General features: G+C 45.7%; 22 protein-coding genes. 15 read left to right on the top strand and 7 right to left on the bottom strand.

Annotated elements, in window-relative coordinates; genetic code table 11:
• Window positions 1-193: 193 nt before the first annotated feature.
• The 5 genes from ICN47_RS05500 to ICN47_RS05480 form a co-directional block, all read right to left on the bottom strand.
• Window positions 194-1,642 (bottom strand): integrase family protein, encoded by a 1,449-nt coding sequence (locus tag ICN47_RS05500; RefSeq protein WP_216218879.1) that lies wholly within the window; start codon window positions 1,640-1,642, stop codon window positions 194-196.
• A 227-nt stretch (window positions 1,643-1,869) separates the two neighbouring features.
• Complete coding sequence (locus ICN47_RS05495) at window positions 1,870-4,383, bottom strand: DNA internalization-related competence protein ComEC/Rec2 (protein WP_216218878.1); 2,514 nt, start codon at window positions 4,381-4,383, stop codon at window positions 1,870-1,872.
• A 4-nt stretch (window positions 4,384-4,387) separates the two neighbouring features.
• Window positions 4,388-5,224 carry a TatD family hydrolase gene (locus tag ICN47_RS05490; RefSeq protein WP_216218896.1) on the bottom strand — a complete coding sequence of 279 codons (837 nt, stop codon included), beginning with the start codon at window positions 5,222-5,224 and terminating at the stop codon, window positions 4,388-4,390.
• 19 nt (window positions 5,225-5,243) lie between these two features.
• On the bottom strand, window positions 5,244-5,933 hold the full coding sequence (locus ICN47_RS05485; RefSeq protein ID WP_216218877.1) for an ABC transporter ATP-binding protein: 690 nt from the start codon (window positions 5,931-5,933) through the stop codon (window positions 5,244-5,246).
• Window positions 5,926-7,188, bottom strand: coding sequence for a lipoprotein-releasing ABC transporter permease subunit (locus ICN47_RS05480; RefSeq protein WP_216218876.1), 1,263 nt, complete (start codon window positions 7,186-7,188; stop codon window positions 5,926-5,928). The genes ICN47_RS05485 and ICN47_RS05480 overlap by 8 nt, the downstream gene beginning before the upstream one ends.
• A 67-nt stretch (window positions 7,189-7,255) precedes the next feature.
• Here ICN47_RS05480 and ICN47_RS05475 point away from each other — a divergent pair, with 67 nt between their 5' ends.
• The 4 genes from ICN47_RS05475 to lysS all read left to right on the top strand — a co-directional run bounded on the left by ICN47_RS05475 (window position 7,256) and on the right by lysS (window position 12,716).
• Entirely contained in the window at window positions 7,256-8,221 is a 966-nt protein-coding gene (locus ICN47_RS05475; RefSeq protein WP_255538931.1) for a hypothetical protein, read from the top strand.
• Window positions 8,222-8,229: 8 nt separating this feature from the next.
• The gene (gene recJ / locus ICN47_RS05470) at window positions 8,230-9,984 is read left to right on the top strand and encodes a single-stranded-DNA-specific exonuclease RecJ (RefSeq protein ID WP_216218874.1); all 1,755 of its coding nucleotides are present in this window, start codon (window positions 8,230-8,232) and stop codon (window positions 9,982-9,984) included.
• A gap of 35 nt (window positions 9,985-10,019) precedes the next feature.
• A protein-coding gene (gene prfB / locus ICN47_RS05465) for a peptide chain release factor 2 (protein WP_216218873.1) occupies window positions 10,020-11,124 on the top strand; the annotation gives its coding sequence in 2 pieces (ribosomal slippage) (window positions 10,020-10,091 and window positions 10,093-11,124; 1,104 coding nt in all).
• 41 nt (window positions 11,125-11,165) lie between these two features.
• A complete protein-coding gene (gene lysS / locus ICN47_RS05460) occupies window positions 11,166-12,716 on the top strand; it encodes a lysine--tRNA ligase (RefSeq protein ID WP_216218872.1) in 1,551 nt (516 codons plus the stop codon).
• A 68-nt stretch (window positions 12,717-12,784) separates the two neighbouring features.
• On the opposite strand, the gene ICN47_RS05455 is transcribed toward lysS, so the two are convergent.
• Window positions 12,785-13,045: a hypothetical protein gene (locus ICN47_RS05455; protein WP_216218871.1), complete on the bottom strand. Its 261-nt coding sequence runs from the start codon at window positions 13,043-13,045 to the stop codon at window positions 12,785-12,787.
• 117 nt (window positions 13,046-13,162) lie between these two features.
• Window positions 13,163-13,663, bottom strand: a complete 501-nt coding sequence (locus ICN47_RS05450; protein ID WP_255538930.1) for a disulfide bond formation protein B — start codon at window positions 13,661-13,663, stop codon at window positions 13,163-13,165.
• Between the two features lie 143 nt (window positions 13,664-13,806).
• On the opposite strand from ICN47_RS05450, the gene ICN47_RS05445 reads away from it, so the two are divergent.
• From ICN47_RS05445 to ICN47_RS05395, 11 genes are all read left to right on the top strand, one after another.
• A complete protein-coding gene (locus ICN47_RS05445; protein ID WP_216218870.1) occupies window positions 13,807-14,583 on the top strand; it encodes a ferredoxin--NADP reductase in 777 nt (258 codons plus the stop codon).
• 9 nt (window positions 14,584-14,592) lie between these two features.
• Window positions 14,593-15,387: a sulfite exporter TauE/SafE family protein gene (locus tag ICN47_RS05440; protein WP_216218869.1), complete on the top strand. Its 795-nt coding sequence runs from the start codon at window positions 14,593-14,595 to the stop codon at window positions 15,385-15,387.
• A 108-nt stretch (window positions 15,388-15,495) separates the two neighbouring features.
• A complete protein-coding gene (locus ICN47_RS05435; RefSeq protein ID WP_216122241.1) occupies window positions 15,496-15,660 on the top strand; it encodes a hypothetical protein in 165 nt (54 codons plus the stop codon).
• A 151-nt stretch (window positions 15,661-15,811) separates the two neighbouring features.
• On the top strand, window positions 15,812-16,816 hold the full coding sequence (locus ICN47_RS05430; protein ID WP_216218868.1) for a sulfate ABC transporter substrate-binding protein: 1,005 nt from the start codon (window positions 15,812-15,814) through the stop codon (window positions 16,814-16,816).
• A 154-nt stretch (window positions 16,817-16,970) separates the two neighbouring features.
• Complete coding sequence (gene cysT / locus ICN47_RS05425; RefSeq protein ID WP_216218867.1) at window positions 16,971-17,807, top strand: sulfate ABC transporter permease subunit CysT; 837 nt, start codon at window positions 16,971-16,973, stop codon at window positions 17,805-17,807.
• A complete protein-coding gene (gene cysW, locus ICN47_RS05420; RefSeq protein ID WP_216218866.1) occupies window positions 17,807-18,679 on the top strand; it encodes a sulfate ABC transporter permease subunit CysW in 873 nt (290 codons plus the stop codon). Before cysT ends, cysW begins: the two co-directional genes overlap by 1 nt.
• A complete protein-coding gene (locus ICN47_RS05415; RefSeq protein WP_216218865.1) occupies window positions 18,676-19,761 on the top strand; it encodes a sulfate/molybdate ABC transporter ATP-binding protein in 1,086 nt (361 codons plus the stop codon). The genes cysW and ICN47_RS05415 overlap by 4 nt, the downstream gene beginning before the upstream one ends.
• 40 nt (window positions 19,762-19,801) lie before the next feature.
• A complete protein-coding gene (locus ICN47_RS05410) occupies window positions 19,802-20,743 on the top strand; it encodes a CysB family HTH-type transcriptional regulator (RefSeq protein ID WP_216218864.1) in 942 nt (313 codons plus the stop codon).
• Between the two features lie 159 nt (window positions 20,744-20,902).
• Entirely contained in the window at window positions 20,903-21,658 is a 756-nt protein-coding gene (locus tag ICN47_RS05405) for a phosphoadenylyl-sulfate reductase (protein WP_216218863.1), read from the top strand.
• Window positions 21,659-21,699: 41 nt separating this feature from the next.
• Entirely contained in the window at window positions 21,700-22,623 is a 924-nt protein-coding gene (gene cysD / locus ICN47_RS05400) for a sulfate adenylyltransferase subunit CysD (RefSeq protein ID WP_216218862.1), read from the top strand.
• Window positions 22,623-23,963 (top strand): sulfate adenylyltransferase subunit 1, encoded by a 1,341-nt coding sequence (locus ICN47_RS05395; RefSeq protein ID WP_216218861.1) that lies wholly within the window; start codon window positions 22,623-22,625, stop codon window positions 23,961-23,963. Before cysD ends, ICN47_RS05395 begins: the two co-directional genes overlap by 1 nt.
• Window positions 23,964-24,192: the final 229 nt, after the last annotated feature.

The raw sequence follows: 24,192 nt of genomic DNA, 5'->3' as shown, positions 1-24,192 counted from the left end.
AAGAAGTGGACGATGCCGATACGGAACTGGCGGGCAGCACTGAATCGCTTTGATATAGAATTTGGAGAACGCATCGCTGTTCACCAATAACCCCGCGGTGAACTTACACAGAAATATTTACAGGGTCTTCGGCCTAGAAAAGTTAAGCATTCCCTGAAATCGCTTTTAGGAAAATATTACTCTTATGTATTTCTCAATCTATTGCGACGCTATTAATTGACCCTATTTCATTCAACGCAACTAAATCATTTTTAAATTCAACGCCTGCCTCTTTAAGTATCCAACTCTCATATTTCGAGTGCCAAGCCTCAAGCAACTCCAGAGGACGGTGCTTATAGTGTCGTTCTGCTGTTCCGCTTGGTTTATGCCCCACAATCTGCGCAATAACCCCCACAGGAATTTCCACCCACTCACTTAAAGAAATAAATGATCTCCTCAGTCCGTGCACGGTTACCCGAGGAAAATCAGCTGAGATTGCTATGGCCTTATCTAGAGCGCGGTTGTGTGTACTTGATGGCTCAGTAATATATCCACAATTCGAACCGAGTGAACTAAAGACATATTTATTACGCTTTGGTAAAGCCATCAGTAATGTCTTAAGGTAAGGAGTAAGAGGAATCCTGCGACCCTCTCCCGCCTCCTTATTATCACCTTCGACCTTATCTTTAATCCATAAAGAGTTACGCTCAAAGGAGACGTCCTCCCAGCGTAAAGGCGCCATTTCCTCTCTTCTCGCACCGGTAAGGAGAAGGGCTTGGAGATAAGTTTTAGCAATCTGATTATTTTGATTTCTTGCTCCACCTGATTGGCGCTCGACCTCACCTCTCTTAAAGTTTCGACTCTCAAGACTACAAACAGCCTGAAACCATAAAGCTAAATGTCCCCGCTCAAGCGAATCATTTCGCCTGCTCTTTCGGCTTGGCACCTCATCACGCAAAGCCCGAGCATCAATAGCATCAGCATCAATGATGAGCTTGTATTCGGGATTTTGGGCGCACCATCGCCAAAAAGTACGGAACATCTCGAAGCCCTGACGAGCCTTATTCGCCCTCTCCTTTGCCTCTTGTTGTTGCCAATGCACCAAAACAGTGGCAGATATATCCCCCATCTTCATAGACAGAATCGGATAGAGGACGCCTTGCTTGGTTAATCCTTTGCCTCTAATCTTTAATTCACCACCTTTTTGGGACAGTCTCTCGTGATCCTGGAGGTGGCGCTCTCCCCACTTTTTTCCTCGCTCTATGTGAGGGCGTGACATTTTGTCCTTTTGATAGGCCAAATACACCCCCCAAGCATCCTGGACCAACAACGTCTTAGCTTTCTCGTGGGCACGCTTTGAAGCTGATTCGGCTTTTTTAGTTTTATTTAACTCTCTAGGGTCCAAACCTTGATCCGTGAGCGTTTTTAATTTAGTTGCTTCAGCCTGTGCCTTACCGATCGGCCAGACTCGAACATCCCCAATAGTTATGCGGATAGTTCTGCCTGAAACTTTGGTTTGAAAGATGAATGACTTCCGACCCGAGGCATAAACCTTCACTCCCAGTGATGGAACCTTCCCATCCCAATAAAAACAATCAGCCCTCCCTTCAGGGCAGGCAAAGGCTGCTACTCGTCCTGCAGTGAAATTTTCCCAATTAGCCATGCTAAACTCCAAAAAGTAACCCTATAGTAACCTTATATTGGAGTAACTTAGGAATTGATGGGAATACAAATATTCCAGTTATTTCAAAAATAATCAAATAAATCATTTATTTATGGAATTACAGAGTTGATTTCTATTGATTTGAATTTCATTTATAACAGGTCTCATAACCCGAAGGTCGTAGGTTCAAATCCTGCCCCCGCAACCAAAATTTACGCTCTAAGCCCTTAATTGTTAAGGGCTTTTTGCTTTTTTGACCCAATCGAGTCCCTATGCCATAGGCGCCGCTGCCCTAATCTCCAACTCTCAAGGGTCGCCTTACCGATCCCATTAAAGCGCCAAACCTGGGCTCCAGTTTCTGGGGTTTGACTAAATGGGATAGCCAAAGACCCATAACGCACTACAACGGTTGGATGGGGATGCCCATAACGATTACGGTAACCATTTTGGGCAAAAGCCTGGTCTGGTTGAAGTCGCTTCAATAAATCTTCTGATGAGGAGGTTTTGCTTCCATGATGTGGGGCCATGAAGATCAATTCACGGTCGCCCAATTCTTTCAGCATCTCATCATCTAAGCGCTCAACAATTTCAGCCTCGCCTTGTCTCTCGACATCCCCTGTTAGCCAAAAGGAGGTGTGTTTGTTGCGCACCTCCAATACACAACTCATTTCATTGGGTTTGCTTGAGTATTGCATTTGGAAATTTGTATCCTCGCGAGGATGCCAAATAAAAAATTCCACCTCATCCCAAATCCAATGCTGACCAAAACGACAAGGAATGCTGGGGATATTTTTAGATTGAAGATTTTTAAGTAGTGGATTGCTTGATGGCAAGGAGCCCATCATGGCCTGAAATTCAATATGCTTTAACAGTGTGGCTGCTCCACCAACATGATCGCTATCACTGTGACTGATCACTAGACGATCGATCTGATCAATTCCCCTGCCTCGAAAATAGGGGAGCAGTATTCGTTGCCCAGCATCATCACTCTTACCCTGAATAGGTCCTGTGTCATAGAGCAATGTTTTGTTTGCAGTCTCGATAAATACTGCAGTGCCCTGGCCAATATCAAAAACAGTTGCCTTAAATTCTCCGGCAGAGATTAATGGTCTATAAGCAACATCACTGAATGGGGTCAGTAGTGCGATAGAGGTGCTTAAGACAAACGCCCTTGAACACCAACTGTCGCAAACAAAGCCCGGCCTGATGACATAGACAATGCCAGCACTAGAGAGCAAGAGAATCCACCACTCTGGCTGGCGTGACAAGACTACTGACCACTTCCACCCTGCCATCCAATGGAGTAATTGCGCAAGGTAGTCCATTGATGCATGGGCTGGCAGTAAAAGCCAAGACCCTATAGATTCAGGCAATAAAGCTCCTGCAATAGCTAAGGGAGTAACCACATAACTTACCAAGGGAATTGCAAGCGCATTTGCCAGTGGTGATACCACTGATGCTTGATAGAACCAATACAAAGTGAGCGGTAGTAAAGCGAGCGTCACTATTGCTTGAACACGACATGCTTCACGCAGAGCCTCTGCTAGCCTCTGCACCCAATGCACTTCTAATTCCTTACCTGTTGGTATTCCCAATAAACCTGCTGAATTTCCCATGCCATACAAGATGGCAGCTACAGCACCAAAGGATAACCAGAAACCAGGCGTATAGGGCGCCATCGGATCAATCACCAACACAATGAATAGTGCCCACCACCAAATATCAAAAGACCTTGGATTTCTGCCCGTCCATAACGCGAAGGCAACCACACCAACCATATACATAGTTCGTTGCGCTGGTATCTGGAAACCGGCTAACCAGGCGTAGAAAAATGCCGTTAGAAATCCTGAGATGGCCGCAAGCTTACCCACTGGAATAAATAAAGGCAGAGAACGTCTACGCCAAATCCAGGCGGCAAGCGTGGCACCTACACCGGCCAGCATAGTGACGTGTAAACCTGATATTGAGATGAGATGGCCAATTCCAGTGGCATTAAAGACGCGCCAATCATCCTGATCAATAGCATTTTGATCACCCATGACTAAAGCAATCAGCACCCCAGAATATGGAGCATCTCCTGGGAGCATTCTCAGAATCTTCTGACGTAAGCCCCAGCGAGCTAACTCCATACGCAACTCAAACTCTGTAAGTCCAATATCAGTGGTAAGTAATAATTGCCCACTCTTTACTGAACCACTAGCGCCAAAGTCTTGATGAAATGACCAGCGCTCAAAATCAAAGGTATAGGGATTCAGAGATCCATAGGGACGCTTGAGTTTGACCTTAAAACGCCACCGCTGTCCTGGAATAATTTCTGGAATCTCATCTGGGTTTCTCCAGGCAGGCTGCCAACTAAGATAAATTTTTTGAGGAAATCGCTCTAAGTCTTCCTGCCCTATGAATGCCTTATCTACAGTAAAGGCAAACTTCGCCCCATCTGACTTACTTTGTGGCAAGGCAGCTACCCTGCCCTCTACCACCAGGTCCCTAGCCTCAAGCTCTTCGGCAAGAATATTGTCCAGACGATTTTCTGCATAGCGCGCATTCCAAGCAAAACCCAAAGTAAATGCTAAAACAATCATTGCTGCTTGAAAAAATCTTGCGCTTCTCTGTGTTACGAATAAGACGGTGATGACAACAATAGCGACGCCTACGAAAATAGGAAACCAATAGAGAGGTACTTGCGGCAAAAAGAGAAGGAGCGATCCCCCGGCAATAAATGCCGTAATAGCCAAGCGCATGTTGTTAAGAGGCTATCTGAAGAGTGGGATGATTTGCACAGAGTGCTGACAAGCGTGGCAAAACTTGCATGGCGTTACGCCATACTGCATTAGCAAATTCCACTTCCCTTATGCCACGAATATGAGCCAACTCTTGAGCAATGCGTGGCAGAAATGCTGGTTCATTAAATGCAATTCCTTCGGCCTTTAGCCATGCCGGCGGAATATCTGGTGAATCTGTTTCCGTAACAATACTTTCTAAAGGGAGTTCTTTTAAAAGCCTACGAATTTGTAATGCACGCTCATACGTCGCCGCTCCTCCAAAGCCCAATTTAAATCCAAGACCAATAAATTGTTCGGCCTGTTGCAGGCTGCCGTTAAATGCATGGGCAATCCCGCCAGGAATATTGCGGCGTCGTAAGGCCTTTAGAATGGCATCTTGAGAGCGACGCACATGCAAGATGACTGGAAGTTGATATTTTTCTGCAAGATCTAATTGAGCATTAAAAAAGAAATCTTGCCGATGAGGATCCAAGCTCTCTACAAAATAATCAAGGCCTATCTCACCCACCCCAATAAAACGCGGGTCTGATAAGGATTGGATGATGTGTTGTTCAACAATATTTACATCACTCTCTTTAGCTTGATTGATGTAGATCGGATGAATACCCAAGGTATAAACCAAGCCCGGCATCTGCGAGCTAAATTGATTTACCAGCGCTTTTACTAGGGGGCAATCTGCCGCTTTTACAGCCGGCACTAGTACTGCTTGAACATTCTTAGCAATTGCAGCATCAATGACTGTAGATAATTTGCCAGCAAACTCAGGGGCATCGAGATGGCAATGGGTATCAATCCAAATGGGCTGCATCTTCAATGACTCATTGAGAAAATGTTTTCAATACTCCACGCTCTAAATGCAAAATACGATCACAACGTTTGGCGCGTAAAGAATCGTGCGTCACGATAACAAATGCAGTACCTTGCTCTCGCGCAATATCGAGCATTAAGTCAAATACGCCATCTGCAGTCTCAGTATCTAAATTGCCGGTAGGTTCATCGGCCAATACGCATGCCGGATTACCTACCAAAGCTCTTGCGACGGCAACACGTTGACGCTCACCACCTGAAAGCTCACCTGGAGTATGCAACTCACGAGCAGCTAAACCAACTGCTTTGAGCATCTTGCTTGCACGTTCCATTGACTCGTCATTACTTAAGCCACGAATACGTAAAGGTAAGGCTACATTTTCAGCAGCACTAAATTCATCCAAGAGATGGTGGAACTGGTAAATAAACCCCAAGCTGTGATTGCGTAGTTGATCTAATTTATTTACCGCTAAATGATTTAAATTAGATCCGTCTAAAGTCACTGAGCCAGAGCTTGGGCTATCTAAGCCACCCAATAAATGCAACAAGGTACTTTTGCCGGAGCCAGAAGATCCGACAATGGCCACCTTTTCAGAAGGCATCACCTGTAGGTCAATCGATTTAAGAACCTCTACGGCAGTTGGGCCTTGACCGTAGGTCTTCGCCAAATCCTTAGCTATTAATATGGCTTGATTACTCATAACGAAGCGCCTCCGCTGGTTGTACCTTCGCAGCACGACGACTCGGATAGAGTGTTGCTAATACAGAGAGGCCGAAGGCCATCAATCCAACCGTGAGTACATCCGAAAATCTAACATCCGATGGCAGCTCACTAATGAAATACACCTCACGCGGTAAAAAGCGTACTCGGAAGATCGCCTCAATCGCAGGAACAATGACATCAATATTTAAGGCAATCAATAAACCCAAACCGACGCCAGCAAGCGAACCGAGCAAACCAATAGCCAAGCCCTGAATTAAAAAGATTCTCTGAATGAGTCCTGGGCTGGCGCCCATGGTTCGCAAGATGGCAATATCCGCCTGTTTCTCATTTACCGTCATCACCAGCGTTGATACTAAGTTAAAGGCCGCCACCGCAATAATCAAAGTCAAAATGATGAACATCATTTTCTTTTCAGTTTGAACTGCGGCAAACCAGTTACGATTAGAACGTGACCAGTCGGTGATCCACAATGCCTGGGGCACTACAGTGGCTAATTGTGCAGCCACTTCAGGCGCCCGCTGCATATCGTCAACCTTAATCCGGAGACCTGATGGGTCATGCAGTCTCAACAGTGCTGCCGCATCTTTCCAATGCATGATGGCCAAGGAGCTGTCATATTCATAATGACCGCTATCGACAATCCCCAATACCGTGAGAGTACGCATCCTGGGCATCGCACCTGCTGGAGTTAAATCACTTTCAGGAACAATTAAATTAATGCGATCTCCAACTCGAGCTCCAATGATAGATGCTAGTTGCGCGCCTAAGGCTACGCCAAAACTACCAGGCCTGAGATCATTAATATTGCCTGCAACAAATTGTTTTGGTAAATCCGAGACCTTGCCTTCGTCAGCAGGCGATATGCCGCGTATTGCTACGCCCCGCATCATATTGTCTCGAGTAATTAGGCCCTGTGAACTAACCATCGGTGCAACACCTAATACATGAGGCTGACCAGCAACCTTAAGCGCCAATGGCTCCCAATCTGCCAATCCGTCAGGCGCGGTAATTTCGACATGAGAAAGAACAGAAAGCATGCGATCTCGCACTTCCTTCTGAAAACCATTCATTACCGAGAGCACCACAATTAAGGCTGCAACCCCTAAAGCGATACCGGCGGTGGATATTCCCGAGATAAAGGACAGAAAGCCATCGCGCTTACCAACCGTCTTACGACGCTTAGATCGGGTATAGCGCAGGCCAATTTCTAGCTCAATAGGAAGTCTTAACATAGCTACAGTTTAGACAATTAGACGGGCAAACTGATGGAATACTCAAATGCCACCTAAAATCAGGGGAATGGTCACCAATTTAAGCTCCTCTCCAAATCACAGCAAGCGCTTCACTCTGATGCTTTCAGGGGAAGATGCTTTGGATTTAGATGGCGCAGAGGCCTTAAGTGGACCCCCGCGGGGCCTTCCTCATGAGCAATTTCTTTTGGGCAATTTAGTGCCGATTGCCCCCGTACTCCTATTAGGACAATCCAATCAACCGGTAAATTCACAGGAAATCATTGCCTGCTTACAACCGGTTCACCTGCATGCGACCCGAGACCATCTCATCTTGATGGGACAAAATCAGATCGATCTGACAGCCGATGAATCTACGAGCTTGCTGAAAACTGCAACGCCCTTTATTGAGGAAGACTTTAAGTCTGCCATTCTGTATCAAGGTCAGCATTACTGGTTTATTCCTGCAGGTCCATTTGCCAGCCTAATTAGTCATAGCGTAGACCAAGCGCATGGCAGAAATATTGATTGGTGGATGCCACGGGATTCGCATGAAGTAGGTATTGCCAAACGCTGGAGAAAACTACAAAACGAAATTCAAATGCTGTGGCATATTGATCCCATCAATGAAGCACGTGAGATGCGCGGTCTACCCAGCATTAATTCGCTTTGGATCAGCGGCATTGGCAAGCTCGCAGACCTAGATGCACCCGATGTCATCAAAACATCACGAATCCTATATGGCTCGCATCCACTTCTAGCTGGTCTAGCAAAGCATTACAAGCTCACTCATAGCATTCAGATTGATTTCCAAGATTTAGCAAATACATTTGCTTGGCTAGAAAACCCAGCAGAAGTTTGGCCGCTATTGAGCAAAGCGCTTCTTGAAAATCAGTTACAAGAAATTCTCATCATTGATTTTCCTAAAGGTAAAAAACGGGAGCGCATTTTTACTGTAAAAGATTTACACCCAAAATCTTGGGCCTTCTGGAAAAAATCAGAACCCCTCTCTTGGAAAGTAATTGCTCAGCAATAATGACCTTCATGAGCCTTTTCTCTCAACGCCCCTTCTCTGATCGCACTGCTCACTGGTTGCAGCAAAGCGGCTTACATCCTTTGTTAGCCAGACTCTATGCCGCACGAGGCCTGGAGTCCCCTGAAGAGCTCTCATTAGATTTAAAGCAACTACTCTCGCCCACAGAGCTAAAGAACTGCTTAAGTACCGCTAGCTTACTTGCCGACATCCTTGAAAAAAATGAGCCCATGCTAATCGTGGCGGACTACGACTGTGATGGCGCCACCGCTTGCGCAGTAGGTTTGCGCGGATTGCGTATGCTGGGGGGTCCTCAAACCCCAGTGCAATTCTTAGTACCCAACCGCTTTACGATGGGATACGGCTTAACGCCTGAAGTTGTTGACTTAGCTGCACAACAAATACCAAAGCCGAAATATTTGATCACTGTCGATAACGGCATCGCGAGTGAAGCTGGCGTAGATCGCGCCCGTGAACTGGGAATGGAAGTGATCGTTACCGACCATCATCTTCCCGGCGACCATCTTCCCAAGGCGCTGGCGATCATCAATCCAAACCAGCCTGGCTGTAACTTTCCAAGTAAGGCACTTGCTGGCGTTGGCGTGATGTTTTACCTGCTGGTTGCCTTGCGCGCGGAGCTTCGTAAGCGAGGAAAATTTACTAACGAGACTCAACCCAAAATTGAAAATCTTTTAGATCTCGTGGCCTTAGGTACAGTCGCTGACGTTGCTCAGCTCGATCGCAATAATCGCGTCTTGGTCTCCAATGGCCTTAAACGAATTCGGGCAGGAGTATCACAACCTGGTATTCAAGCCCTGTTTCAAGTGGCTATCCGAGACCCCCGCAAGGCCAATACTTTTGACCTTGGCTTTGCTATCGGCCCCAGACTCAATGCTGCTGGGCGCTTAGCAGACATGAGCTTAGGAATACGCTTATTACTGTCTGATAGCAGCGATGAAGCGCTCGGCCTCGCTCAAGAACTTGATCGCATTAATCGTGAACGACGCGTTATTGAAACTGGCATGCAGGAAGCTGCCCTCGCCCATCTTGCTGAAGATCAGTTAGCAGGGACTATGGCTGGCCGTAACAGTATTTGTCTTTGGAATCCAGAATGGCATCAAGGTGTAGTGGGCATTGTGGCCTCACGCCTTAAAGAGCGCTTTAACCGCCCTGCCATTGTTTTTGCTCCAGCGGACGGCAGCACTGGTGAAGAGTTACGCGGCTCAGGACGCTCAATTACCGGCTTTCATTTAAGAGACGCGCTGGATCTTGTCTCTAAACGCGAGCCAGGACTCATTCTCAAATTTGGCGGGCATGCCATGGCGGCAGGACTAACCATACGCAAAGGTGATTTTAAAAAGTTTGATCTCTGCTTTCAGCAAGTTGCCAGTGAGTTACTCACAGATGAGCTTCTAGAAAGACGTCATGTTCACGATGGCGCACTCGAGCTTTCTGAATTTACCGCTGAAACAGGTGATCTTCTCGCAGAAGAAATCTGGGGACAAGGTTTTCCCCAGCCCATTTTTTATGGGGAATTTGAGATTACGCAGCAAAGCCTCATGAAGGAAAAGCATTTACGTTTAATGCTTCGTCCCCTAGGCTCCGGGGTAGTTGCCAGTAAGCCGTTTACAGCCGTTTGGTTTAACCGCACGCAAAGTTTGCCAAGCAAGGCGAAATTGGCCTATCGCCTAGTGACCGATCGCTACCAAGGCCAGGCAAGGGTTCAGCTCATGATTGAGGCGCACGACGAGAGTTCTGAAGCCTAGCAGGCTGGTCTCAATAACCCCCTTATAATTAGGGGATGGAAGCCGAACAATTAAATACTATTTCAAATACCTTGTCTGATCTGCTCACCCGTGAGCAAGCGCTTCGGGGGTATCTTTGACTTCGAAGTAAAGTCACGTCGCCTTACTGAAGTTAATTCTATTCTTGAAGATCCCACCATCTGGGACGATCAAAAAAAAGCACAAGCCCTCGGCAAAGAAAAGAAGTTACTTGATGGTGTTGTCGCCACCCTCACCGATCTCAATACCAATATCACTAGCGCTCTTGAGCTCTTTGATATGGCCAAAGAAGAAAGCGATTTTGAAACGATTGGCGCTATTGAGCAAGATGTAGAAAGCTATAGCAAGATTATTGGCGATCTCGAGTTCCGCCGCATGTTCCACAATGAGATGGACTCCTGCAATTGTTTTATTGATATTCAAGCGGGCGCTGGCGGCACGGAAGCCTGTGACTGGGCTAGCATGCTCTATCGTCAATATCTAAAATATTGCGAACGCAAAGGCTACAAAACTGAAATCCTAGAAGAGTCTGATGGCGATGTCGCTGGCATTAAAAGCGCCACCATTAAAGTCGATGGCGAATATGCTTATGGTCATCTTCGCTCTGAAACCGGTGTTCACCGTTTAGTTCGTAAGTCACCATTTGATTCCTCAAACGGACGCCATACCTCTTTCGCATCCATTTATGTTTATCCCGAAATTGATGACTCTATTGAAATTGAAGTAAATCCTGCGGATATCCGCACGGATACCTACCGCGCCTCAGGTGCAGGTGGTCAGCACATTAATAAAACGGATTCTGCCGTACGCCTTACTCACCTTCCGACCGGTATCGTCGTTCAGTGCCAAAACGATCGTAGCCAACACCGTAATCGCGCTGAAGCCATGACGATGCTGAAGTCACGCCTCTATGAACATGAAATGCAAAAACGTCGCGCAGAGCAAGATAAATTAGAAGCTAGCAAAACCGATGTCGGCTGGGGTCACCAGATCCGCTCTTATGTCTTAGATCAAAGCCGCATTAAGGATTTACGTACTAACGTCGAAATCTCTAATACCCAAAAGGTATTGGATGGAGATCTTGATGCATTTATTGAAGCCAGCCTTAAACAAGGTGTGTAATCAAAATTAACCGTATTTATTAATAGCAATTCCATTCCGATATGAACGATAAAGCCAACCTTACTCCTGCTCCAGCTACTGAGGCTGTTGATGAAAACCACATCATTGCAGAGCGTCGCGAAAAATTAGCCAAACTACGTGAGGGTGGGATTGCTTTTCCAAATGACTTTGTGCCTACCCATTTGGCTGTAGACCTACATACTCACTATGACAGCCTGAGCAAAGAAGATCTAGCTGCTAAAAAAGTACACGTTAAGGTCGCTGGTCGCATGGTACTTAAACGTGTGATGGGTAAAGCCAGCTTTGCCACCATTCAAGATCGCAGCGGTCAAATCCAGTTCTATATTAGTGATGAACTTTCTGGTGCGGATACACATGGTGCCTTTAAGCACTGGGATATGGGTGACTTCATCTCTGCCGAAGGCAATCTCTTTAAGACCAATAAGGGTGAGCTTTCCGTGGAGTGCAGCAATTTGCGTTTACTCAGCAAATCACTACGTCCACTGCCTGATAAATTTCATGGTCTATCAGATCTTGAGACCAAATATCGCCAACGCTATGTAGATTTGATCGTTAATCCTGATAGTCGTAATACCTTTAAGGCACGTAGCAATGCTATCGCCTCATTACGTCGCCACATGCTCGATGCCGACTTCATGGAAGTCGAGACTCCGATGCTGCATCCAATCCCTGGTGGCGCGGCAGCTAAGCCTTTCATCACGCATCACAATGCATTGGATATGCAGATGTTCTTGCGTATCGCACCTGAGCTATACCTTAAGCGTTTAGTGGTTGGTGGTTTTGAACGTGTTTTTGAAATCAACCGCAACTTCCGCAACGAAGGTGTGAGCCCGCGTCACAATCCTGAATTCACCATGATGGAGTTTTATGCGGCTTATACCGATTACCGCTGGCTCATGGATTTCACAGAAGGATTGATTCGTGCAGCAGCAATGGATGCGCAAGGCACTGCCGTACTAACGCATCAAGGTCGCGAACTCGATTTAAGCAAGCCATTCCAACGCTTGACTATTACTGAAGCAATTCTGAAGTACTGTGGCCAATCCGGTAAGAGCTATCAAGCAAGTCAACTCGAAGATATTGACTTTATTCGTACGGAATTGAAAAAAGGTGGTGACAATCCCGATGCGCCAACCCTAAAGAATGCCGGTATTGGCGCACTCCAATTGGCTTTATTTGAGCTGGTTGCTGAAGAGCATCTTTGGGAGCCAACTTACATCATCGACTATCCAATTGAAGTCAGTCCGCTCGCACGAGAGTCCGATACTCGCCCAGGCATCACTGAGCGTTTTGAATTGTTTATCACCGGCCGTGAGATTGCAAATGGTTTTTCAGAGCTGAATGACGCTGAAGATCAAGCAAACCGCTTTCGCAAGCAAGTTGAGCAAAAAGAAGCGGGCGATGAAGAGGCGATGTACTTCGATCATGACTTTATCCGCGCTCTGGAATACGGTATGCCTCCCACGGGCGGTTGCGGAATTGGTATCGACCGCTTAGTTATGCTCTTGACAGATGCACCCAATATTCGAGACGTCATCCTCTTCCCTCACTTACGTCGTGAAGAAGAATAAGTAGTTTGGATGCAAAACAAAAGGCACCCTAGGGTGCCTTTTTTATTTATCGCAATAGCGTTATTGCATCAGTAAGGTGAGAGCTCATCAAACCCATGAGACTCATGCGTGAGTACATATTGGGCGATCAAAAAAATCCCTGAGAAGAAGCTGAGGCAAACCAATAATGCAAACGCATGATATTGATTTAGCCCGCTTTGATTGAGCACCTCGAGATAAGCATTGCTCTCTAATGCCAGGTGGGTAGAAAGGGCCAACAAGGCCAAACCTAATCCCAGCTGTAGAGCGGTAAGGATCAGGGACTTTTCTAGGGATTGTTTCTTAGGCATAGGACTTCCTTTAGTTTCTTAGTAAAGAATCTTACGGAAGGGTTAGTACTTTGTAAAAGACTACCTTTTCATACCTACACTACTTTTAGATATAAAGACTATCGCCCTAAAACCAGCTTATTTCTTGCGAAAAGTAGCCAATAAGAGGATAAAAAAGGTGCTAAACCAGAGTAAAGACCACTCAGGCACCTGCAAGCCCAGGATAGCTGGGAGCTTGGCTGAACAAAGGCCATCAGCCTTAAAGAGCCAAGGTAACCCTTGCACTATTTGGAATTGATTAATCCAAGTCTCCAGGGGATCAATCCCACAGGAAGATTCTGGATGAGAGATCAGCCAAACCTGCTTGCCTGCAAGCACTAAGCCAAATCCGGCAGCCAGGATCGCCAGGCCATGACACCACCTTCTGAATTGCGGAAAACAGGCGACCAATAAGCAAAAGAAGGCAATCCCAATATAGCCAATTCTTTGCAAAATACATAAGGGGCATGGCAAGAAACTCACCCCTTGATACCCAAGCTGCTGCAGGATGAGGGCAAAAACAAGTAAGCCAAGAGAGAAAAGGGAGAGCTGTAGGTAACGTGATCTAGTCATACACTCATCATAGCCTGCGATTTCCATGCTGGAAGTGCGCCCTTATTACCAAAAATTGGATTCATATCACTACTCAGTCCTATTTATCGATCTTCTTGTCGGATTTTAAGGACTAGGGGGTGGGATAATTAATCCTTCGTTAAAACCCGCTTTACCTATTTTTTGCATTTATGGCCGCCTACAACACAGAAACCGTTTTGACCGTTCACCATTGGAACGACACCCTATTTAGCTTCACTACTACCCGCAATAAGGGCCTGCGCTTTCGCAGCGGTCACTTTTTGATGATTGGTCTTGAGGTTGAAGGAAAGCCGCTAGTCCGAGCTTATAGCGTTGCAAGCCCAAATTATGCAGAGCATCTCGAGTTCTTGAGCATCAAAGTGCAAGATGGTCCCCTTACCTCACGCTTACAAAAAATCCAAGTTGGCGACCCTATTTTGGTTAGTGAAAAATCTGTTGGCACCTTGGTGCTAGATGATTTGAATCCTGGAAAGCATTTGTATCTATTTAGTACCGGCACTGGGCTCGCACCCTTCATGAGCATCATTCGCGATCCCGAAACCTATGACAAATTTGAGAAGGTAGTTCTGATTCATGGCGTCCGCTTAGTCAGCGAATTGGCTTATGCCGATTACATTCGCGACGAGTTATCACAAGATGAATTCTTAGGAGAGCTTATCCGTGAAAAGTTGATTTACTACCCAACCGTTACACGCGAAGCCTTTAAACATACCGGTCGCTTAACTACTGCAATTGAATCCGGTCAGCTCTTTAAAGACATTGGCTTACCGCCACTAGATCCAGCTGTTGATAGGGCCATGATTTGCGGAAGCCCTTCTATGCTCAAAGAAACTGCTGAGATGCTCGATGCAAAAGGCTTTAAGGTCTCTCCTAGTCTTGGTCAAATGGGCGACTACGTCTTTGAACGCGCATTCGTAGAAAAGTGATTTAGGCTAATGCTCGAGTTTTTGCAGGGCTCCCTACACTATATTTTTTCCGGCGCTTTGGTCGGATTGTTGGTGGGCCTTACTGGCGTTGGTGGCGGCTCACTCATGACGCCAATTCTGACATTAATTTTTGGTGTTACACCGACAACCGCCGTAGGAACTGACCTCGCATTTGCCGCCCTCACTAAAGGCGTAGGTACAGCTGCTCATCGCCTTCACGGGAATGTAAGGTGGGATATTGTTGGCCTTCTTTGCGCCGGCAGTCTCACGACGGCAATGGCTTCAATTTTCACGTTGAAGCAACTAGGTCCGATTTCTAAAGATTGGGTGCACCTCATTACATTCTCCATTGGGGTATCCGTTCTTCTAACTGCCCTCTCATTAACAGTAAGAACCAGGATTCTAGAGTGGGTAAAGCAAAATCCTGAAAAGATGCCTCATGGAGATAGATTAAAGATTACAACAGTACTGATTGGTGGCGCAATCGGCATACTAGTCACAATATCTTCTATTGGTGCTGGTGCAATTGGAGCAACACTAATTCTGATCCTCTACCCACACCTCAGGACTGCTGAAGTGGCGGGGACTGACATTGCATATGCCGTGCCCTTAACTGCCCTTGCAGGACTTGGTCACTGGTGGTTGGGTATTGTGGATATCAGTCTCTTATTTGGCCTCTTGCTAGGCTCCGTACCTGCAATCTGGCTAGGCGCTAAGCTATCGAGCACACTCCCTGAAAAGTTTACTAGAACTGCGCTAACGATTACTTTGCTCTTGGTTGGGATCAAACTTGTTACAGCCTGATTGTTGTGTATATGCTATTTTGATATATACATATCAATAAAGATTCTTTGCCCGATGCACTAAACAGTTGTACATTGAACCTAAATAACCTTTTAGGAACATCAAATCATGTCACCCGTAAGAGAGCTCTACAACCCAGCAATTACTAAATTACTGCGTGAGCATGATCAATTGCCGCATGACAAACTAGAAGAGCGAAAAAGTTTCCAGCGCCGTATTCTATTTCTCATGAACGCCATTAAATACGCAGAGTTTGAAGACTCGTTTGCTTGAAATTAGCAAACCAATACTAGAACCACCGCAAGGTGGTTTTTTTTGATCTAAATCCTGATCATTCCATTTTTTAATAAGCAATCCACAATTTCTTGCTTCACAGCTTAGATATTTACCTCTAAATTCCTTTCATCTACTGAAAGGAATTGCAATGAACCATTCTGGCTTATCAAAAATACTAGGAGGCCTACTTTTAAGTCTTGGCATAATCTCTACTAGCTTTGCACAACAAAGCATCTTGAATGTGTCATATGACCCTACTCGCGAGCTCTACCAAGATTACGATAAAGTCTTTGTTGCCGACTGGAAAAAATCATCTGGTCAAGACATCTCCATTAAACAGTCCCATGGTGGATCAGGCAAACAGGCGCGCGCCGTGCTGGACGGCTTAGATGCTGACGTAGTCACACTCGCACTGGCTTATGACATTGATATCCTTGCGGAAAAAGGTTTGGTAGCCAAGGATTGGCAAAAGAAATTCAAAGATAACTCTTCTCCTTACACATCAACTATCGTATTCCTCGTTCGCAAAGGTAATCCAAAGGGCATTAAGGACTGGAATGACCTTGCCAAACCAGGTATAGAGGTAATCACCCCAAATCCGAAAACTTCTGGTGGCGCACGCTGGAACTATCTTGCGGCTTGGGCGTATGCACTCAAACAGCCTGGCGGCAATGATGTGAAGGCAAAAGAGTTTGTGAAAAAACTCTATGCCAATGTCAAGGTTTTGGACTCTGGCGCACGTGGATCAACCACAACCTTTACTGAACGCGGTATTGGTGATGTGCTGATTGCTTGGGAAAATGAAGCTTACTTAGCCGTTAAAGAGTTAGGTCCAGATAAATATGAGATCGTCACACCGTCTATTTCAATCCTGGCCGAACCACCAGTTGCTGTAGTAGATAAAGTAGTAGACAAAAAGGGTACCCGCAAGGTAGCGACTGCGTATTTGCAAAATCTCTACACGCCAGAAGGACAAGAGATCGCCGCAAAGAACTACTATCGCCCCCGCGATCCTAAGGTGGCGGCTAAATATGCCAGTCAGTTCGCCAAAGTGAAGTTAGTCACGATTGACCAAGTATTTGGCGGGTGGCAGAAGGCTCAAAAGACCCACTTTAATGATGGGGGTGTTTTTGACGAGATTATTGTTAAATAATTCCTCAAGCCTTTCATTATCAGAAACCTTTAACAGCCCAGACATTATGCTCTGGGCTGTTTTGACATCCGCACCGAGCTTATATTCATTTTGCATATAAGTTAATGACCTTTTCTTGTTTCCCTTTTGACGGTGCGGGCCCTAGACTCTGAGGATGTCTCCAGTAAAGAAAAATAGCATCTTCCCTGGTTTTGGTTTATCCCTTGGTTACACCATCATTTACCTTTCTTTGATTGTTTTAATTCCGCTTTCTGCGGTCGTTTTTAAAACAACGAGCTTGACCTTTCCTGCATTTATCGACGCAGTGACTTCACCAAGAGTAATGGCCTCGTATCGACTCAGTTTTGGCATGGCCTTATTTGCAGGTTTAATTAATACTTTCTTTGGTTTATTGCTTGCCTGGGCTTTAGTTCGATATACCTTTATTGGCAAAAATCTTGTAGATGCATTGGTAGATCTTCCTTTTGCGCTACCTACCGCAGTAACAGGTATTGCCCTAGCTGCTCTCTACTCCAAAAATGGCTGGATTGGTAAATACCTTGAACCCTTGGGCATCAAGATTGCCTTCACACCCTGGGGTGTCCTAGTGGCACTCATCTTTATTGGCTTGCCCTTTGTCGTGCGGACGGTTCAACCCATTCTGGAAGAGATTGAATTGGAGCTTGAAGAGGCGGCCGCGAGCTTGGGCGCAAGTCGTTGGCAAACCTTTAGGACTGTGGTGCTGCCAATTTTGCTACCGGCACTGCTCACTGGCTTTGCCCTTGCCTTTGCGCGAGCTGTCGGCGAATACGGCTCAGTGATTTTTATTGCCGGTAATATTCCGATGGTTTCAGAAATCACCCCTTTAATAATTATTACTAAGCTTGAACAATATGACTATGCAGGTGCAACAGCGATTGCATGCGTGATGCTGCTGATCTCGTTAGTCTTGTTGCTGGCCATTAATGGCCTACAAGCCTGGACTGCCAAGCGTACTGGGAGGGTTCGTTAATGAATGCAACTCGGTTTGAGCGTAGCGCTGCTACACGCGACTCTTTTATTGTTAAAGCCTTAGTTTTATTTTTATCACTCAGCTTTTTTAGTGTCTTCTTGTTGCTACCCCTCCTATCTGTATTTACAGAAGCCCTTCATAAAGGCTGGGTCTACTACCTTAACGCGATTATTGAACCGGATACTTGGTCTGCTATTCAGCTGACACTTCTTGCTGCAGGAATTGCTGTACCCCTCAACTTAATATTTGGTGTGGCGGCATCTTGGGCAATTGCTAAGTTTGATTTCAGGGGCAAACATCTTCTTATCACACTGATTGACCTACCATTTTCCGTCTCACCAGTGATTGCTGGCTTAATCTTTGTACTGGTATTTGGTGCCCAAGGTTGGTTTGGCGGCTGGCTCTCAGAGCATGACATCAAGATCATCTTTGCTGTACCGGGCATCATTCTGGCCACCATCTTTGTCACCTTTCCATTTGTAGCTCGTGAACTAATCCCGCTCATGGAGGCCCAAGGCCGTGAAGAAGAGGAGGCGGCTACCGTATTGGGTGCGACTGGTTGGCAAACATTCTGGTACGTAACCCTACCGAACATTAAATGGGGACTTCTGTACGGAGTCATTCTTTGTAATGCAAGAGCAATGGGTGAGTTTGGCGCGGTATCCGTTGTATCAGGCCATATTCGTGGCTATACCAACACCATCCCGCTCCAAGTAGAGATTCTTTATAACGAATATAACTATGTTGCTGCCTTTGCAGTAGCATCTTTGCTCGCCTTATTGGCGCTACTGACATTGGCCGCTAAAACTTATGTCGAATGGCGACTTAAATCAGAAACAAATGCAGCACCTGCAATCGAAGGACCACTATGAGTATTACCGTTAAGAACGTTTCAAAAAAATTCGGTGACTTCGTTGCCTTAAATAATGTTTCTCTAGACTTTCCCTCTGGTGAGCTAGTCGCACTCCTTGGCCCATCCGGCTGCGGAAAGACGACACTATTGCGTATCATTGCCGGTCTCGAAACTCCTGATAGCGGGAATATCATTCTGGATGGCATTGACACTTCAGCAACTCCAGTGCGTGATCGGCAGGTTGGATTTGTATTTCAACACTATGCGCTTTTTAAGCATATGACCGTTTTTGACAATGTTGCCTTTGGTTTGAATGTAAAGAATCGCAAAGAACGTCCAAGCAAGGGGGAGATTGCCCATAAGGTGCATGAACTTCTTAAGCTTGTGCAATTAGATTGGCTGCATGATCGATTTCCTGCACAGTTATCCGGCGGTCAACGCCAACGCATTGCATTGGCTCGAGCCCTCGCAGTTGAACCGAAAGTACTATTACTGGATGAGCCTTTTGGCGCATTAGATGCCAAAGTTCGCAAAGAACTACGTCGTTGGTTACGTAAGCTACATGATGAATTGCATATCACCTCGATCTTTGTTACACATGATCAGGAGGAAGCATTAGAGGTAGCGGACCGTATTGTTCTCATGAACCAGGGCAATGTTGAGCAAATTGGTAGCCCAGATGAAGTTTATGACTACCCTGCTACCCCATTTGTATATGGCTTCTTGGGCAATGTGAACTTATTCCATGGCCGTGTAGAGGGCGAAGGAATTCAGGTGGGCAAACACAATCTAAAACATGATCAATCTGATTCCATAGCGCAGGGAGCATCAGTACTAGCATTTGCCCGCCCACACGAATTAGATATTGTTGGAGAAAATGAGAGTAATGATGGTGTTGTGGCGGTTATTGACCGTATTCTCTCTTTTGGATTGAACTCCAGAATCGAGCTTTCAGCTATTGCCAGTTCAGATACAAAATCAGCGCCTCACTTTTACGAAGTGGAGCTACCAAGATCTGAAGTTACCAAACGAGGTCTGGCTGAGGGGCAACAAGTGCGTATTGTGCCCTCTCAATTACGGGTTTTTGAAAATACCAAGTAATCAGATTGCATAAAAATAACCAAAAGACTGATAATTAAGCATGAACTTTCAACAACTCCGCATCATTCGCGAAACCGTCCGTCGCAACTTCAACTTAACCGAAGTGGGAAATGCTCTAGCTACTTCGCAATCAGGTGTTAGTAAGCATATTCTAGACTTGGAGGATGAGTTAGGGGTTGAGTTATTTGTTCGCAAAGGTAAGCGCCTGTTAGGCCTTACGGAGCCTGGCAAAGAGCTACTAACGATCGTAGAGCGTATCTTGCTTGATACTAAAAATATTAAGCAACTCGGAGCTCAATTTAGTCAAGCAGACAAAGGTCAGCTCACCATTGCTACTACTCATACACAAGCGCGTTATGCATTGCCAAATGTAGTTAGTCAATTTAAGAAAAAATTTCCAAATGTACATTTAGCCCTCCATCAAGGCAGTCCCCAAGAAATCGTCGAGCTCTTGCTAGAAGGTCACGCAGATATTGGTATTGCGACCGAGGCACTGGAAGGCATACCTGAGTTAGTTACTTTCCCGTACTACACTTGGCACCATACCGTGGTTGTTCCAAAGGGCCATCCACTCGAAGGCAAGAAGAATTTAACTCTAGAGGAAATTGCCGAATATCCCATTGTGACCTATCACGAAGGATTTACCGGTAGAAAATCGGTTGATGAAACATTTGCGAAAGCAGCCATTACTCCAGATATCGTGATGTCTGCACTAGATGCGGACGTTATCAAAACATATGTAGAGCTTGGTCTAGGAATTGGCATCATTGCCTCAATGGCATACCAAGAAGAGCGTGATAGCAAACTTTCCCTTCTAGATGTTGGTAACTTATTCGAAGACAACACGACCCGAATCGCATTACGTAAAGGCTACTTCTTGCGTGGATTTGCCTATGAATTTATTGAACTATGCTCACCCAAGCTTGATGAGGCCAAAGTCAAGGCAGCGCTAAAGCCCGAAACTGATATAGACCTTGATTAAAGGTCAAATTCACCCTATTTACTCGACTTAGAGGCTTTTAAATCATTACTTTTAGGTATAAATCGATGACTTATATATATTTGTAAGTTATAAGAATAGCCAATAAACTGCTGAGTCAGAGTCAAAAAGGCCTATATGCCTTTCGCTCGGAGTATCTAAATGACCCAGCAAAATCAACAATCTACCCTCGAAAAACCCGTATTTTGGTCAATTCCACCAAGCGCCCTCACTTTTGAGGAGCTTGCTGATAAGTCTGCCGTTTTAAAACAGCGCTTGGCCGATATTTCCAAGCGCTTTTCTGACGTTCGATTTGCAACTAGCTTAGCAGCAGAAGACATGGTGATTACCGACGCTATCGCCAAGGCTAGTGCAAAGATTAAGTTATTCACCTTAGCGACTGGACGCCTGCATCAAGAAACCGTAGATATGGTCAAAATTACTGAAGACCATTACGGCGTTGTGATTGAAAAAGTGTATCCCCATGAATCCGATGTACAAGCATTCATCGAACAATATGGTATGAATGGTTTTTACGATGGTGAGGAGTCTAAGAAAGCTTGCTGTGGAGCGCGTAAGATTAAGCCACTCAATGCCGCACTTCTTGGCGCCGATGCCTGGATTACCGGCCAGCGACGCGAGCAATCCACCACTCGTACTGAGCTTAATTTAGAAGAGCTCGATGATGCACGGGGCATCTCAAAGTTCAATCCTTTATTTGATTGGAGTGAAGCGGATATCTGGACTTACATCAAACAAGAGAAGACTCCAATTCACCCTTTACATCTGAAGGGTTACCCTAGTATTGGCTGCGAACCCTGCACCCGTCAGGTTAAGAAGGATGAAGACATACGTGCTGGTCGCTGGTGGTGGCTGCAAAGTGATAGCAAAGAATGTGGCTTGCACGTTAATAAATAATTCAAATTAAACATTAAAACTTAGTAGAAATAATTTACAGAATGTCAGAACAAAAATTACTGGATGATCACTTAGATTGGCTTGAAGCGGAATCGATCTACATCATCCGTGAAGTGGTAGCGCAGTGCTCCAACCCAGCCATGCTTTTCTCGGGCGGTAAAGACTCTATTGTGATGTTCCACTTAGCGCGTAAGGCATTCCAGTTTGGCGATCGTCCAGTGAAATTACCTTTTCCTATTTTGCATATTGATACAGGACATAACTACCCAGAAGTGATCGCCTTTCGTGATGCTATAGTACAAAAGACGGGTGTAAAGCTGATTGTGGGTCATGTTGAAGACTCCATCAAAAAAGGTACTGTGCGCTTGCGCAAGGAAACCGATTCCCGCAATGCCGCCCAAGCAGTAACTTTGCTAGAAGCTATCGCAGAACACGAATTTGACGCTCTCATGGGAGGCGCCCGTCGTGATGAAGAAAAAGCTCGCGCTAAGGAGCGTATATTCTCCTTCCGTGATGAATTCGGCCAATGGGATCCCAAAGCACAACGTCCCGAGCTCTGGAACCTCTACAACGCACGTATCGCTAAAGGTGAAAATATGCGTGTTTTCCCAATCTCAAATTGGACTGAACTCGATATTTGGCAATACATTGCTCGCGAGAAACTAGAACTCCCTAGCATCTATTACACACACCAGCGTGAAGTAGTTAAGAAAAATAATTTATTGCTACCAGTAACTAACGTTACACCAAAAGCAGTAGATGCTATTAGTGAGGTCCTGAGCGTGCGTTTTCGCACTGTGGGTGATATCAGCTGTACCTGTCCAGTTCTAAGCACTGCATCAACTCCACTGGAGATTATTGCTGAAACCGCCATTTCTGAAATCACAGAGCGTGGCGCCACTCGCATGGACGATCAAACCAACGAGGCCTCTATGGAGCGCCGCAAAAAAGAAGGCTACTTCTGATGACTAGCACTCAAAATCAGCACGAAAACGTAGTTCGCTTCATTACCGCAGGTAGCGTTGATGATGGTAAGAGCACTTTAATTGGGCGCCTACTCTATGACACCAAGTCTATTTTGGTCGATCAATTGGAGTCACTCTCAAAGACCAAGCATGCTCGCGTTACCTCATCCGATGCAGGAGTTGACTTAGCTCTTTTAACAGACGGCTTAGAGGCAGAGCGTGAGCAAGGTATCACGATTGATGTAGCCTATCGCTACTTCTCTACCCCAAGGCGTAAGTTTATTGTTGCTGATGCCCCGGGCCATGAGCAATACACTCGTAACTTGGTTACCGGCGCCTCTCAATCCGATGTGGCAGTAATCTTGGTTGATGCAACCCGTGTGGATCTCAACACCACTCCCGCAACTTTACTAGCGCAAACGAAACGTCACGCTGCCATTGTGCATTTATTAGGCTTGCGTCATGTTGTATTTGCCATTAATAAGATGGACCTATATGCGTTTGACGAGAAAGTATTTGATACCATCAAGACTGCTATTGAGGATCTCACCCAGAAGATTGGCCTAGCTAAGCCAACTTTGATTCCAATCTCTGCACTGCTTGGCGCCAACGTGGTTACTGCCAGTAAAAATACCCCCTGGTACAAAGGTCCTACCCTGCTTGAGTGGCTAGAGAGTTTAGATACTAGCCCTGAGTCTGAAAAACTGTCACTACGCTTTCCTGTTCAATATGTAGCCCGCCAGGATGGCAGTGCTTCTGATGACTTCCGTGGCTACCTTGGAGAAATTGAGTCCGGCAGCATCCGTAAGGGCCAAAAGATTAAAGTGCTACCAAGCGGGTCTGAAGCAACTGTTACCGAGATCTATCTAGGCAATCGCTCAAGCAGCAAACAAACCAATGGCAATAATGCTGTGGATTCAGCTGAAACAGGTCAAGCAGTAGCTATTCAATTATCTGAAGATATTGATGTATCACGCGGCTCTTTATTTATTAGCGCTGAAGATAGTCATCCACCAGTACTAAGTAAACAATTTTCCGCTGATTTATGCTGGTTAGATAGCGAACCACTCTCCTTGAGTCGTAAATACGCTTTACGACACACCACCAATACTGTTGGCGCTAAAGTGAAGAACATTCAACAGGTATTGGATGTACAGACACTTTCTCAAGCAAGCGACGTACACGCGCTGTCTACCAATGAAATTGGTCGCGTTGACTTTATCTTGCAAAAGCCAATTGTTACTGACTTATTTAATCAATCTCAACGTACTGGGGCTTTTATTCTGATTGATGAGGCAACAAACCACACCGTTGCTGCAGGAATGATTCGGGAAGCATAAGTACGCTTATTTACAGAAATAAAATAAGCGTAAACATTAGCGCTATGATTTTGCAATACCAGCACGGATTTCTTAATCAATAAGATTGGAGACGTTTGCACCTTCCTGAAATCCGACTACACACTTTTTAAAGCGGCGCCGCCCTGGCAAACGTACCCTGAATCTAATGCAAGCTCCTTCAAGAAAGTAGTCATACTTTTTGCATAGACGCCTGCACCTGAGATTCCTG

Origin of the sequence: Polynucleobacter sp. AP-Latsch-80-C2, from assembly GCF_018882185.1 — a bacterium.
In the GTDB taxonomy this organism is placed as follows: Bacteria; Pseudomonadota; Gammaproteobacteria; order Burkholderiales; family Burkholderiaceae; genus Polynucleobacter.
Note: the sequence above shows the minus strand (reverse complement) of the source record. Positions and strands in the feature narration are given on the sequence as shown.